The following is a 14,261-nucleotide window of genomic DNA, read 5'->3' on the forward strand; positions in this document are numbered from 1 at the left end:
CGTTCTCGCCTCATCCAGGCTCATAACCATCAAAATCAGCAGGTTAGTCAATATCCATAGTGCGGATTTCCCCGCGCCATTCGCGCGATCGGATTTGCCTTAAACAGCCTCTTGCATCACAGGAAAAAGATATTAGTATGTGTTACATACAAATTTGATGCCTGCGGCGGGGAGCGGCGGGCATGGGAGGAGAACATGGCGCATTCCATTTCCGGGATGGCTTCGTCGGCGGATTGCGGACTGGTGACGGATGATCCGATCCTTTACCGCGCCCGCGTCGCACCAGGCCGTCCGGCCCTGTTCGAGATCGCCACCGGCCGGCAACTCACCTATGCCGAACTCGATGCACGGATCGCCCGCTGCGCCGGCTTGCTAAGCGATGTGCTCGGAGCGCGCCGCGACGGGGCGCGTGTCGCCATGCTGGCGCGCAATTCCATGGAGTCGATCGTGCTTGCCTTTGCCTGCCAGCGTGCCGGCGCCGTTTACGTGCCGCTCAACTGGCGCCTCAACGCCGCCGAGCTTCGGCCGATCCTTGCCGATTGCGCGCCGGCTCTGCTTGTTCACGACGAGGAGTTCGCGGCAACCGTCGCCAGCGTCGCGGGCGCCGACCCTGAGATGGCGGTGATATCGACGGCCGACGGTGCGGCCGGGCTCGCCGCGCGGATCGAGGCGAGCCTTCCGGCCGCTGCGGTGTCTGTCGATGCCGACGTGCCTTGCGTCCTTCTCTACACCTCAGGCACGACGGGGCAGCCGAAGGGCGTCGTCATCACCCGCCGCAACGCCTTCTTTGCCGCCATCAATTTTTCCGTCGTCGGAGAGATCGGACCAAAATCCGTCGCCCTGTGCGACTTGCCATTCTTTCATACGATCGGGCTGATCGCGGTGGCGCGCACCACGTTGATGCTGGGCGGCACGCTCGTCGTCTCCGACCGCTTCACACCGGCGCGCACACTCGCAGCCCTTGCCGACCGGCAGCGTGCCGTCACCCATTATTTCGCCGTGCCGCAGATCGCGCTCGCCTTGCGCAACGATCCCGCCTATAGCGCCGCGGCGCTGGCCGGCCTGCATGCGCTCTTCGTCGGCGGCGCGCCGCTGACGCAGGCGCTGATCGAAAGCTATCTCGATGACGGCGTTGCGCTGGTCAATGGTTACGGCATGAGCGAGGCCGGAACGGTGCTGCACGTGCCGATCGACCGACGCGCCATGCAGAACAATCCCGGCAGCGTCGGTCTGCCCGCGCCATTGCTCGACATTCGTATCGTCGGTGAGGATGGCCGCGAGGTTGATGAAGGCGAGATCGGTGAACTCTGGCTGCGTGGACCGGCGGTGACGCCGGGCTATTGGAACAAACCTCAGGAAACCGCTGCCGCCTTCACCGACGGCTGGTACCGCACCGGCGATCTCGGCCGGCGCGAAGCGAACGGCTTCTATCGCATCGTCGACAGGCTGAAGGACATGTATATCAGCGGCGGCGAGAATGTTTATCCCGCCGAGGTCGAAGCAGTACTCGCAAGTCATCCCGATATCCTCGATGCCGCGGTCGTCGGCATTGCCGATATCCGATGGGGCGAATGCGGCCTCGCCTATGTCGTGCTGCGGCCGGGTGCTGCGGCAACGGTCGATGAGATCGCCGGCCATTGCGCGGCAAGACTCGCCGCCTTCAAGCGCCCGGCCCGCATCCTCTTGGTCGAGGCCATTCCCCGCACCGCCTCCGGCAAGGTGCAGAAACATGTCCTGCGCCAGTTCCATTCCGACGAAACCCTTCAACGACAGGCCCGTAAAGCGGCCCCGGCATTCACGCCGAAACCCATGGAGTAACCTCATGACCGATATGCAATCGCCGGTTCTGGTCGAATTCGACAACGGCATCGCCTTCGTGACCCTCAACCGCCCGGAAAAGCGCAATGCGATGAATCCGGCCCTGAATGCCCGGATGCTCGAGGTGCTCGACGAGCTCGAGGGCGACGAGCGCTGCGGCGTCCTCGTCCTGCGCGGTGCCGGCGAATCCTGGTCCGCCGGCATGGATCTGAAGGAATATTTCCGCGACAATGACGAGAAGCCGCGCGATGCGACGCTGAAGACGCGGCGGCAGTCCGGCGGCTGGTGGAGCCGGCTGATGTATTTCGAAAAGCCGACGATCGCCATGGTCAACGGCTGGTGCTTCGGCGGCGCCTTCACGCCGCTCGTTTCCTGCGATCTCGCCATCGCCGCCGAGGAGGCGAATTTCGGCCTCTCCGAGATCAACTGGGGCATTCTGCCGGGCGGCAATGTCACCCGCGCGGTTGCCGAAGTGATGCGCCATCGCGACGCTCTCTATTACATCATGACCGGCGAATTGTTCGGCGGGCGCAAGGCCGCGGAAATGGGTCTCGTCAACGAGGCCGTGCCGCTTGCGGAGCTGGAAAGCCGCGTGCGCAAGATCTGCGCCAGCCTGCTCGAAAAGAACCCGGTGACGCTGAAGGCCGCCAAGGACACCTACAAGCGCGTGCGCGACCTGCCCTGGGATCTCGCCGACGATTACATCTACGCCAAGCTGGAACAGATGCTGTTCCTCGACAAGACCAAGGGACGCGACGAGGGGCTGAAGCAGTTCCTCGACGACAAGACCTATCAGCCGGGGCTTGGCGCCTACAAGCGCGGCCGCTGAAGACGAGCCCGGTTCGCCGGGTTGTTCGCGAGCCGATCATCGGGAGGAGGAAAGCAATGAAGATCCACGCCGCGGTGGCGCGTGCGCCCCATACGCCGTTTTCGCTGGAAAGGCTCGATCTGGAGGAGCCGCGCGAGGGTGAAATCCTGGTTCGCGTCGTGGCGACAGGGGTTTGCCACACCGATATCGTCATGCGTGACCAGCATCTGCCGGTGCCGCAGCCGGTCGTGCTCGGCCATGAGGGCGCCGGCATCGTCGAGCGTGTCGGACCGGGCGTTGCCAAGGTCAAGCCCGGCGATCACGTGGTCATGACCTTCAATTCCTGTGGTCATTGCCCGAGCTGCAACGATCATGAGGAGACCTATTGCCACGAATTCTTCCCGCGCAATTTCTTCGGTGCGCGCGCCGATGGTTCGAGCGGGCTCTCATGCGAGGGAGAGCGGGTTCACGGTAATATTTTCGGCCAATCCTCCTTCGCCAGCCACGCGCTGTGCCATGAGCGCAATATCGTGAAAGTGCCTGAGGATGCGGATCTGGCGCTGCTCGGGCCGCTTGCCTGCGGCATCCAGACCGGCGCCGGCGCGGTCATGAACGCGCTGAAGGTCGAACCGGGAAAAGTGCTCGCGGTTTTCGGCATGGGCTCCGTCGGTCTTGCTGCCGTGATGGCGGCGCGGATCGTCGGTGCGTCACGGATCATCGCCGTCGACGTCAACGAGACGCGGCTGGCGCTTGCGGCGGAACTCGGCGCGACCGACATCGTCAACGGCAAGGCAAGCGACGCGGTTGCCGCGATCATGGCGCTGACCGGCACCGGCGTCGATTATTCGATAGATGCCTCCGGCGTGCCCGCCGTCATCGACCAGTGCGTGCGCGTGCTGGCGCCGCGCGGCACCTGCGGCATCGTCGGGGCCTCTCCCCATGGCGCGACGCTGACGCTCGACCTCACCCATATCCTGTCCGGCGGGCGTCGGATCCGCGGCATCGTCGAGGGCGATTCCAATCCCGACGTGCTGATCCCGTTGCTCATCGATCTCCATCGGCAGGGCCGCTTCCCCTTCGACAGGCTCATCACCTTCTATGATTTCGCCGACATCAACCAGGCGGTGGAGGATTCCGAGAAGGGCATCGTGCTGAAACCGGTCGTGCGTCAGCCGGCCGTCTGACACCGTTCAAGGGAGGAAACAATGAACACCGTCACCCCAATCGCCACCGATACCAGCCCTGATGTCATGAAGGCGCTGCTTGGCCGGCAAAGGGCGTCTTTCCTGAGGGAAGGGCCGCCGAGCATCGACACCCGCATCGATCGCATCGACCGCGTCATCGCCCTTCTCGTCGACCATAAGGATGCGATTGCCGCTGCCCTGTCGGAGGATTTCGGCAGCCGCAGCGTCGAGGCGAGCCTGCTTCTCGACGTCTTTACCTGCGTCGGTTCGCTCAAATATGCCAAGGCCCATCTTGCCGAATGGCTGAAGCCCGAGCAGCACGAGGCATTGTTCCCGGACGCGGTGGCCGAAGTGGTCTATCAGCCGAAAGGGATTGTCGGAATCCTGAGCCCGTGGAATTTCCCTTATCAGCTCGCCCTTGCGCCGCTTGCCGGCATTCTCGCCGCCGGCAACCGCGCCATGATCAAGCCGTCGGAGATGACGCCAGCCTCGGCCGCCTTGATGGCGAAACTCATTGCCGGCGCTTTCGACGAAACGGAAATCGCCGTCGTTCAGGGCGGACCGGCCACGGGCACGGCCTTTACATCACTTGCCTTCGACCATCTGATCTTCACCGGCGGAACCGCAATCGCCCATCACGTCATGCGCGCGGCGGCGGAAAACCTGACGCCGCTGACGCTTGAGCTCGGCGGCAAGTCGCCCGTCATCGTCGGCCGCTCGGCCGACCTCGCAGACGCGGCGCGCCGCGTCATGACCGTCAAGACGCTGAACGCCGGCCAGATCTGCCTGGCGCCGGACCATGTCTATGTGCCCGAGGAAAGTGTCGAGGCCTTCGCCGGGCACGCGGTCGCGGCGGTCGGCGCGATGTATCCGGCGCTGAAGGAAAATCCTGACTACACCTCGATCGTCAATGCCCGCCATCTCGCCCGCATCCAGGGCTTGATCGACGATGCCAGGGCCAAGGGTGCCCGTGTCGTCGAGATCAACCCGGCGGCAGAGAATTTCTCCCAGCAATCGGCCCACCGCATGCCTCCGACCCTGATCCTCGATCCCACGGAAGACATGCGCGTGTTGCAGGAGGAAATCTTCGGACCCGTGCTGCCGGTCCTTCCCTATCGCGATATTGCCGACGTCATCGATCGCATCAATGCCAGGCCGCGCCCGCTCGCACTCTATTATTTCAGCCAGGATCAGCAGGAGGAGGCCCTCGTCCTCGACAATACGACCTCCGGCGGGGTGACGGTCAACGACTGCATGAGCCACGTCACGGCGGAAGGCCTGCCCTTCGGCGGCGTCGGCCATTCGGGCATGGGCGCCTATCACGGCAAGTTCGGCTTCCTCGCCTTCTCGCACCCGCGCGCCGTCTATCACCAGAGCAGGATGGTGGAAGCGGAATACATGATGCGGCCGCCTTATGGCGAGGCGATGCGCGGCTTCTTGGCGGCGGCGATCTGCAAATAGAAGAGAAGTGGCGGACGATGCCGTCGGCAGCCGGCTGCTGACGGCATGGGATGGCTGCTCGCAACGAGTGACCCGATTGCGCAGACTTATTCCGATAACGCTATATTGCGTCATTGGGCTGTGCGTCCTGACACAGAGGATGCCGTTGTTACATACGCCCCCGACCTCGTCCTTGTGGCGGACGCCGCTTCCCTGTCGTCGCATTGCTGCCGGTCGGCCTGGCGACGCATCTGCGAAAGAATATGCCCTGGTGGGTCTTTAGTTTAACGAAGCCCAAACCAGTATTGCCCTATGATTGGTTCGGATGACGTATTGGAAGGTGGATCCAACGCAGTGAATGGCATCTGGACGCAATTCGGTGGCAACCTGTCATTCGTGTGCCTGGCGATTTCGCTCTGGGCGCATTTCTCGATCCAATTTCAGAGTCGTTCGGTCATACAGGAAAAAATCGCCTTCGGACTCATAGCCGGCGGTGCCTCCGTCGGGTCCATATTGCTGGCCGTCGAAGTCAATCCCGGCATCTATATCGACATGCGCTTTTCGCCGCTTGCTTTGGCGGGCATGTTTGGCGGACCGATCGCTGCGGCCTTTGCGGCGTCGCTGGCAATGGCCTTCCGCTTTGCTGTCGGCGGCACGGCCATGATCGATGGTCTGATCGCAATTGCCGTCGCGACCGGGATCGGCCTGGCTGCCAATGTCTGGATCCGGAAGAGATCTCCCGAGCTTATGGACGTTGCGCTGCTGAGCCTCGCGCTCGGCGCCGCACTTATCGTATTGATGGCGGTGCTTCCCACCCTGGTGCACGCCCGCGTATTGGCCATCATCGGTCTGCCGATGACGGTATTGAATTGCCTGGCGACGGCGCTGTGTGGTTTCGTTCTGTTGAAGACGCAGCAATGGGAGCTGGAGCGGAGCATCTTGGTGACCGCGTTTTCGCAGTCGCCCGACTATCTCTATGTGAAGGACAGAAACAGCCGGTTCATCACCGTCAATGAAAATATGATCCGCCTTTTTCGTTTCAGAACCACGGCGGAGATGACCGGATTGTCGGATTTCAATCTTATATCGCGGCCGCGCGCCGAAGAATTTTATTATCTCGAACAGCAGGTCATGGACACCGGGGTGCCCCTGATCGACTCCGTCGAGCGTATCGAAGACAGATACCTGCTCGCCTCCAAGGTGCCGCTGAAGGATAGGCAGGGGCGGGTGATCGGCCTTGCCGGCGTCACGCGTGACGTGACGGAGCGGACTGCCCTGGAGCGGGAATTGCGCAAGAGCAAGAACCTGCTGTCGCATGCAATGGCTGGCATGTCCGATGGCATCGCCATGTATGACAGCAAGGGTTTTCTCGTTTTTTGCAACGACCAGTATCGCACCGCCTTTCCGCTATCCGGGGACGCCCGCGTGGTTGGTGCGCATATCAGCGACATCCTTCGCCGCGTCGCCGAAACGGGCGAGCGCACCGGTATCCCGGAAAATGACCGTGAAGAGTGGATCAAGGCCACCGCCGCTACGTTGCATAGCAACAAGGACGAAGAGGTTCAGCTTCACAATGGCGACTGGCGCAGCATCCGGACAAGGCTAGCGGAAGACGGTACGGCAATGGCCGTTGTCTCAGACATCACAGCGACCAAGCAGGCGGAAATCGCGCTCAGGCTTTCGGCGGAACAGCTGAAGAACCTCGCTGAGACAGATGGGCTCACCGGCATGGTCAATCGCCGGGCCTTCGACGAAGCTTTCGCACGTGAGACCGCAGGCAGCGCCAGGAAAAACACGCCGTTCAGCCTTCTGATGGTCGATATCGACCGCTTCAAGGCCTATAACGACACCTATGGTCATCCCGCCGGAGACCAATGCCTGCGTGTCGTCAGCAGGTGTCTGCGCCAGTCCGTAAGCCGCCCGGCAGATATCGTCGCACGCTACGGCGGAGAGGAGTTCGTCGTTCTGCTCCCCGCAACCAGTGCGAAAGGCGCAATGATCGTTGCCGAGCAATTCGCGCGTCTCCTCAGTCAGGAAAATATCGTTCACTCCGGCAGCGAATTCGGACGGGTGACGGCCAGCATCGGCATATCCTGCGCGACGGGAGCCACCCTGAGGATAAACCCGAACCGCCTCCTGACCGAGGCCGATGCCGCGCTCTACGACGCCAAGACGCAAGGTCGCAATCGCATCCTGGCACATTCGCCCGACGAGCGGCAGACTATGAAGGACGTCGGTTAGATCGGATCCTTGATAGGTTTTTCCTATCGAGCCATCGCTCGTGCGCCCTTGATGTTTTCCCCGCTTCGACAATACAGGGCGCATGGACACAAAATTCATCGGTAAGAAATCGGCGGCAGCCGGCGGCTGGGGCGCTTTGAAGAGCTGCGGCAAGCAGTTGCTGCAAAGCGGCATGCCCATTTCAGGGGCGCGGACGGTGCTGAAGGCGAACCAGCCGGATGGATTCGATTGCCCGGGCTGCGCCTGGGGCGATCCAGAGCACGGATCGTCGTTCGAGTTCTGCGAGAACGGCGTCAAAGCCGTCGCCTGGGAGGCAACGGACAAGCGGGCCACGCCCGCCTTCTTCGCGGAAAAGACGGTATCGCAGCTTCGCCAGCTGACGGACTATGAACTGGAACTCAACGGCCGCCTCACGCATCCGATGCGTTACGATGCGGCGAGCGACCGTTACCTGCCGGTCGCGTGGGAGGATGCCTTTGCCGAGATCGGCAGCATTCTGACAGGCCTCGATAATCCCAACCGGGCGGAATTCTACACGTCGGGCCGGGCGAGCAACGAGGCCGCCTTCCTGTACCAGCTGTTCGTGCGCGTCTACGGCACCAATAATTTTCCCGACTGCTCCAACATGTGCCACGAGGCGAGCGGCATCGCCATGCGTCAGGCGATCGGTGTCGGCAAGGGTACCGTGCTGCTGGAGGATTTCGAAGAGGCCGACGCGATCTTCGTGATCGGACAGAACCCGGGCACCAACCATCCGAGGATGCTCGGCGACTTGCGCCGGGCGGCGATCCGCGGGGCGCGCGTCATCGTCTTCAATCCCATCCGCGAACGCGGCCTGGAGCGCTTCTCCGACCCGCAGGACAAGGTCGAGATGCTGCGTGGCGGTGCGACTGATATCGCCAGCCTTTATCTGCAGCCACAACTCGGCGGCGACATGGCCGCGGTGCGCGGGATGGCGAAGGCCGTGCTGGCCGCGGAAGAAGCAGCGGTCGCCGCCGGTCTGCCCGCCGTTCTCGACCATGCATTTCTCGCCGAACATTGCGCGGGTTTTGCAGAATACCGGGCAGCGGTCGAGGCGACGAACTGGGCTGACATCGAGGACCAGTCGGGACTGAGCCGGCAGGAGATCGAACGGGCGGCCGATGTCTATATCAATGCCGAGCGGGTCATCTGCACCTGGGCGATGGGCGTGACCCAGCATCTGCATTCGGTGGCGACGATCCGCGAGATTGCCAACTTCATGTTCCTGCGCGGCAATATCGGCCGGCCGGGGGCAGGCCTTTGCCCGGTTCGCGGCCATTCCAACGTGCAGGGCGACCGCACCGTCGGCATCAACGAAAGGCCGGCGGACAATCTCCTCGATGCGCTGGAGAAGCATTTCCGCTTCACCGTTCCCCGCGAACACGGCCACAATGTCCTTGCCGCGATCGGAGCAATGCTCGACGGCTCGGCTGAGGCCTTCATCGGGCTTGGCGGCAATTTCGCCCGCGCCACGCCCGACAGCGCACTCGTTGAAAAGGCGCTTCGGCGGCTGAAACTGACGGTGCATATCGCCACCAAACCCAATCATTCGCATCTCATGCCCGGCGAGACGGCCTTCATCCTGCCGTGCCTCGGACGCACCGAGATGGATCTGAACGCGGCGGGCAAGTCCCAGCTCGTGAGCGTCGAGGATTCGATGAGCATGGTGCATGGTTCCGCCGGCATCAATCGTCCGGCCTCGCCGCATCTCCTCTCGGAAGTCGCCATCATTGCCGGCATTGCGCAAGCGACGGTCGGCTCCGCCGTGGTCGACTGGGCAGAGCTTGCCGACGATCACGACCGCATCCGCGATCATATCGAGGCGACCATTCCGGGCTTCGAAAACTACAATAAGCGCCTGCGCAAGCCGCGCGGTTTTCACCTGCGCAACACGGCCGCCCATCGGGAGTGGGATACGCCGGCAGGCAAGGCATCATTTTCTTCCGAAGCGCTTCCGGAGGAGACGGTGCATCAGCGTGCGCGAAAGGGCGAGGGGCGTTTCGCCCTGCAGACGTTCCGGTCACACGATCAATACAATACGACGGTTTATGGTCTCGATGACCGATACCGCGGCGTCTACGGGGAGCGGCAGGTCATCTTCATTCATCCAGCCGACCTGGAGGCGATGAATGCCAAGGCCGGTGACCGGGTCGACGTGGTCGGCGAGCATGATGACGGTATCGAGCGTATCGCTGAGAATTTCCGCTTTGTGCCCTATGACATTCCGCGAGGAAGCATCGCGGGTTATTATCCCGAACTGAACGTGCTCGTGCCGCTTGGCAGCGCCGGTACGGAAAGCGATACGCCCACCTCGAAATCCATCATGGTGTCCTTCCGCTGGCGAAAAGCCGCGTGAGCGAAGAGGCGTCCGACGCCGATCGTTTTCTTGCCCTCGTCGCTGCGGCGCAAGGCAAAGATGTCGGGCTGACATCCATACAGGCCGGTCTCCTTGTCGCCGCGGAGCTGGGGATTGCGCGTGACAGCCGCGCCTTTGCGCGCAAGCTGGGGATCGCGCATTCTCTCGTGCTCAGGGAACTCAACGTCCTGGTGGAACGCGAAGGGCTGCTGCGGATCGTGAAGCGGGATCTGAGGACGATGAGAGTGCATTACATGTTGCCGCCGCGGGACGAGGCGTAAAACACCCCTGCACCGGAAGCCACGGTCGCTATCGACGGATTACGCGCTTCCTGGTGTCGGAGGGGTATTCTCCGTATGTGGTTTTATAGACTGCGGAAAACCGGCCGAAATGAAAGAAGCCCCATTTGAGGCAGATGGCCTTCATGGTCTCCTTGCTCTCGGGATCGAGCAGATCCTGGCGCGCGGCGCGCAGCCGAAGCGTCAGCAGATAGGCGGCGGGAGAGGTCCCCCTGAACGCACGAAAACCGGTTTCGAGTGCCCGGCTGGAGACGCCGGCCGCTTCGGCCACCTTCAGCATGGTGATCGGCTGATCGATATTGGCATGCATGAATTCGATCGCCCTGCGGACGTGCCGGGGGGCGATCAGGGCGGGGCCATTCTCCAGGAAATGCGACAGCCGGTGCGGCACCAGGCGCACGACCAGATCGGCCAGCGCCTGCGTCATATGCGCCATGGCGATCGGCGACTGCAGCAAGGGCCCATCGTTGCGCATGCCCAGGATGATCGTTTCCGTGAGATTGCTGATCAACCGGCCTTCCGGCTTGGACAGATCCAGTTCGGGCAGCAGGTCGAGGGAGCCGTTGAACGGCATCTCGAAAGTCTGGCCGATCGTCTGCAGGATGACGGGCCAGTTGATCAGCAACTCGTCGATGACGTTCGATTGCCCATGCATGATGACGCTGTTGGGCTCGAAATTGTTATAGAGAAGCAATTTTCCTTGCCCGGCCTCGGCGATGCGGGACGATCCATAGGTTACCCCCATGCCGCCGCTGCGCGGCACGACGATCGACAGATACTCCGCCGTATCGGCGGTCGGCTCGATATTGAACTGAAACTCCGCCTCATGATAACCCGTGAGCAGGACGGCTTTGTCACATACCGAGAAATCCAATCCCCAATGGAAGTCCTGGGCGCGGCCGACAGGCTCTGCTTCAAATGCGCCAAAAGCGCCCCCCAGCGTTTCGACCATGTTGTCGAAGGACGAACCGCTAAATCGAAATGAGAATGGGGGAGGGCTATTTTCAGTCATGCTTCTCCCATTGTTCGATGTGGCTGTTTCGACATGCCCTTCTTGGCCGCTCTGAGATGCCAGCCTGATGGCGATCCGCGCGGGTGCCGGATTGGTGCACTCTACCAGTCTTGTCAGTCTTCATGCATCCTCCGCCGCAGGGCTTCATCAGAGCCAGCAGATGGTCTGGATGAGCGGAGCTTGCCTGTATATTAGATGATTATAATTTATAGTGAAGCGGCTTGCCGCCGAGCAGGTGGATTTCCGCATGGCATCGGCATCGAGATCAGCGGCGTTCGGCAGCCGATGCAGGCCGAATTCGCGCGTGGAAGGCGTCAAAAAGACCAATCCGTTGAATGCATTATCGATCGTTCCCATCCAGCGCAGATTTGTCGCCCAGACGACAGGAGCTGACAGAACCCGCAGGAATAGGCAAGACGTCAGGCTGCCGGTTATGGTGACAACCCGCTGATAAAACGATTACGCTAAAGGAATGATTCTACAGCTGTATCCGCCACGCCACAGATTTACCCGCGGCGATCTTGCCGAGATGCGCATCATCTGAAGTCTATGGAGAACGCCCCATTCGAAGCCGCGCAGTCGCCTGCCGAAGGTTCTTAGTGGACCGCTTAAAGAGGGCCTTCGGCAGGCGACAGGCATGCAGGCATACGCACGGGATGGAGTGCGTATGTACGATCCCTTCCATCCTGTTGGGGGTGATGGGATGGACGGGCTTGGCTTTGGGACCGCAAACCATCATGGTCTTGGTCGGGTTTCATCTTACTGTTCCCTAGCTATGGAGCAATTGTCGGGTCCCGATATTGTCGGCCAACCGGCTTTTCGTGACGCAGTCTGGACTGACCTTGCGCAAAATGTATATGGACCAGCGTCGCCGAAGCCGCCTGTTGCGCGCAATGAACTGCGCGAAGTGGATAGAGATCTTTAGTTTCTCATTGGGCACCAACGATGGGACGCCGGCATGATGCCGCCGCGCGCGATGCGTTCGGTTCTTCTGAGCTGAGCAATGATTTCTCACTGAAGGCACAAGCGACGGATCGTTTCCAAAACGGACGCACGTGCAGCTTCAAAGTGCGACCGAGAGGGCGCTGTCGCGCCGGGGGGCCACCTCCTGCGAGTTCACCATCGCGCCCGCGAGCTGGCGGAAGGTGACAAGACCCAATGCTTCCCCGGATGGTGAAACCACCCTGGCATCGTCGTGCGCCGCCGATGCCAGGATCCGGACGGCGTCTTCGACGGTCGTGCCTGATGCGATCGTCAATCCGCCTGGCGCCGCACCGGAATGCAGGGGTGTCATGACGGCGTCGACCTGAATGACCCGGCCTCGATTGACCTCCTTGACGAAGTTGGCGATGTAGGCGTCGGCCGGACGCAGAACGATGTCCTGGCTGGTGCCCTGCTGGATGACTTCGCCATCGCGCAGGATCGCAATCTGGTCGCCCAGCCGAAGGGCTTCGTCGAGATCGTGGGTGATGAAGACGATGGTCTTCTTGATCTCCTTCTGAATGTCGAGAAGGACCGTCTGCATATCCGTACGGATCAAAGGGTCGAGCGCCGAATAGGCCTCGTCCATCAGCAGAACCGGCGCATCGTTCGAGAGGGCTCGCGCCAGCCCGACACGCTGCTGCATGCCGCCCGATAGCTGGTTGGGATATTTGCTCTCGAAGCCCTTCAGGCCTACCCGCTCCAGCCAGCCCATGGCGACGTCGACGGCTTTCGAGCGCTCCATGCCCTGCACTTCGCGGCCGAAGATGGTATTGTCGAGAACATTCCGGTGCGGCAGAAGCGCGAACTTCTGAAACACCATTGCCGTCTGGTGCCGGCGAAACGTCCGCAATTCGGTCTCGTTCATTTTCACCACATCGACGCCGTCGACAAGCACTTCACCGGCGGTTGGATCGATCAGACGGTTGATGTGGCGGATGAGCGTCGATTTGCCCGAACCCGAAAGGCCCATGATGACCTGGATGCGGCCCGAGGGTATCTCGACATTGATATCTTTCAGGCCGAGCACGTGGCCGTGCTTTTCGTTGAGCTCGGTCTTCGACAATCCCTTTTTGACGGCGTCGACATGAGCGCCGGGATTGGGACCGAAGATCTTGTAGAGATGGCGGATCTTGATGCCGCCGAAACGTTGATCAGCCATGGACGATCTCCCGATGCTTCTGGAGCCGCTTGCCATACGCCTGGCTGACCCGGTCGAAGATGATGGCAATGCCGACGATGGCAAGGCCGTTGAAAATACCCAGGGTGAAGTACTGGTTGGCGATCGCCTTCAGAACCGGCTGGCCAAGACCCTGGACGCCGATCATCGAAGCGACGACCACCATGGCGAGCGCCATCATGATGGTCTGGTTGATACCGGCCATGATGGTGGGAAGCGCCAGCGGCAGCTGGACCTTGAACAGCTTCTGCGAACTCGACGTTCCGAACGCATCGGCTGCCTCGAGCACGTCCTTGTCGACCAGCCGGATACCGAGGTCGGTCAGTCTTATCATCGGCGGGATGGCATAGATGACGACGGCGATCAGTCCCGGTACCTTGCCGATGCCGAGCAGCATGACGACAGGGATCAGATAGACGAAGCTCGGCATGGTCTGCATGACGTCGAGGATCGGATTGATAACGCGCTGCAGCCGGTCGGAACGCGCCATCAATATCCCCATCGGAATGCCGATGGCGATGGAGAGCACGGTACAGACGAAGATCATCGAGACCGTCCGCATCGTATCGTCCCACATGTCGAAATAGCCGATCAGCAGCAGGGTGACGAGACAGCCGAAGACGATCTTCAGGCTGCGGCTCGCAAACCATGCGATGACAAGGATGATCGCCGTAATGATCGGCCACGGCGTCTGCGTCATGAAGCGGTCGGCGGCGATCAGGAAATGCTGCAGCGGAGAGAAGAGGCTTTCGATCGCGTCGCCATAGGTGCGGGTAAATGCGCGAAAACCGTCATCGATCGCCTTCTTCAGATTGCGAAGGGCATCGTCATCCATATGCGGGAATTTATAAAACCATTCCATTCGGTTCCCCTTTTTCTTCAAAGAGCCGCGGCAGTCTTTTTGATTTTATCGGCAGCGAG

The 14,261-nt window shown here is 61.4% G+C and carries 10 protein-coding genes; 7 read left to right on the plus strand and 3 right to left on the minus strand.

The genetic code is table 11. From position 1 onward, the window contains the following. Positions 1-195: 195 nt before the first annotated feature. From RWJ89_RS01415 to RWJ89_RS01445, 7 genes are all read left to right on the plus strand, one after another. A complete protein-coding gene (locus RWJ89_RS01415) occupies positions 196-1,818 on the plus strand; it encodes an AMP-binding protein (protein WP_221947243.1) in 1,623 nt (540 codons plus the stop codon). Between the two features lie 4 nt (positions 1,819-1,822). Further along, the gene (locus tag RWJ89_RS01420) at positions 1,823-2,647 is read left to right on the plus strand and encodes a p-hydroxycinnamoyl CoA hydratase/lyase (protein WP_316030448.1); all 825 of its coding nucleotides are present in this window, start codon (positions 1,823-1,825) and stop codon (positions 2,645-2,647) included. 56 nt (positions 2,648-2,703) lie between these two features. Continuing rightward, entirely contained in the window at positions 2,704-3,810 is a 1,107-nt protein-coding gene (locus RWJ89_RS01425; RefSeq protein ID WP_020047368.1) for an NAD(P)-dependent alcohol dehydrogenase, read from the plus strand. Positions 3,811-3,831: 21 nt separating this feature from the next. Continuing rightward, complete coding sequence (locus RWJ89_RS01430) at positions 3,832-5,271, plus strand: coniferyl aldehyde dehydrogenase (RefSeq protein WP_316030449.1); 1,440 nt, start codon at positions 3,832-3,834, stop codon at positions 5,269-5,271. Positions 5,272-5,562: 291 nt separating this feature from the next. Next, the gene (locus RWJ89_RS01435; RefSeq protein WP_221947246.1) at positions 5,563-7,491 is read left to right on the plus strand and encodes a diguanylate cyclase; all 1,929 of its coding nucleotides are present in this window, start codon (positions 5,563-5,565) and stop codon (positions 7,489-7,491) included. A gap of 82 nt (positions 7,492-7,573) precedes the next feature. Beyond that, positions 7,574-9,868, plus strand: coding sequence for an FdhF/YdeP family oxidoreductase (locus RWJ89_RS01440; protein ID WP_221947247.1), 2,295 nt, complete (start codon positions 7,574-7,576; stop codon positions 9,866-9,868). Further along, on the plus strand, positions 9,865-10,149 hold the full coding sequence (locus tag RWJ89_RS01445; protein ID WP_221947248.1) for a hypothetical protein: 285 nt from the start codon (positions 9,865-9,867) through the stop codon (positions 10,147-10,149). The genes RWJ89_RS01440 and RWJ89_RS01445 overlap by 4 nt, the downstream gene beginning before the upstream one ends. Positions 10,150-10,177: 28 nt before the next feature. Here RWJ89_RS01445 and RWJ89_RS01450 read toward each other — a convergent pair whose 3' ends face one another. The 3 genes from RWJ89_RS01450 to RWJ89_RS01460 all read right to left on the minus strand — a co-directional run bounded on the left by RWJ89_RS01450 (position 10,178) and on the right by RWJ89_RS01460 (position 14,202). Then, positions 10,178-11,179, minus strand: a complete 1,002-nt coding sequence (locus RWJ89_RS01450) for an AraC family transcriptional regulator (RefSeq protein WP_316030450.1) — start codon at positions 11,177-11,179, stop codon at positions 10,178-10,180. Positions 11,180-12,242: 1,063 nt separating this feature from the next. Further along, positions 12,243-13,322, minus strand: a complete 1,080-nt coding sequence (locus tag RWJ89_RS01455) for a quaternary amine ABC transporter ATP-binding protein (protein ID WP_316030451.1) — start codon at positions 13,320-13,322, stop codon at positions 12,243-12,245. Beyond that, positions 13,315-14,202 (minus strand): ABC transporter permease, encoded by an 888-nt coding sequence (locus RWJ89_RS01460; protein WP_025397051.1) that lies wholly within the window; start codon positions 14,200-14,202, stop codon positions 13,315-13,317. The genes RWJ89_RS01455 and RWJ89_RS01460 overlap by 8 nt, the downstream gene beginning before the upstream one ends. Positions 14,203-14,261: the final 59 nt, after the last annotated feature.

It is taken from the genome of Rhizobium sp. 10PS4, from assembly GCF_032464805.1.
GTDB lineage: Bacteria > Pseudomonadota > Alphaproteobacteria > Rhizobiales > Rhizobiaceae > Rhizobium > Rhizobium laguerreae.

Bases quoted from the DNA above. Each gene is read 5' to 3' on its own strand.
- RWJ89_RS01415 (WP_221947243.1), top strand. From the start codon at position 196: ATGGCGCATTCCATTTCCGGGATGGCTTCGTCGGCGGATTGCGGACTG.
- RWJ89_RS01420 (WP_316030448.1), top strand. From the start codon at position 1,823: ATGACCGATATGCAATCGCCGGTTCTGGTCGAATTCGACAACGGCATC.
- RWJ89_RS01425 (WP_020047368.1), top strand. From the start codon at position 2,704: ATGAAGATCCACGCCGCGGTGGCGCGTGCGCCCCATACGCCGTTTTCG.
- RWJ89_RS01430 (WP_316030449.1), top strand. From the start codon at position 3,832: ATGAACACCGTCACCCCAATCGCCACCGATACCAGCCCTGATGTCATG.
- RWJ89_RS01435 (WP_221947246.1), top strand. From the start codon at position 5,563: ATGATTGGTTCGGATGACGTATTGGAAGGTGGATCCAACGCAGTGAAT.
- RWJ89_RS01440 (WP_221947247.1), top strand. From the start codon at position 7,574: ATGGACACAAAATTCATCGGTAAGAAATCGGCGGCAGCCGGCGGCTGG.
- RWJ89_RS01450 (WP_316030450.1), bottom strand. From the start codon at position 11,179: ATGACTGAAAATAGCCCTCCCCCATTCTCATTTCGATTTAGCGGTTCG.
- RWJ89_RS01455 (WP_316030451.1), bottom strand. From the start codon at position 13,322: ATGGCTGATCAACGTTTCGGCGGCATCAAGATCCGCCATCTCTACAAG.
- RWJ89_RS01460 (WP_025397051.1), bottom strand. From the start codon at position 14,202: ATGGAATGGTTTTATAAATTCCCGCATATGGATGACGATGCCCTTCGC.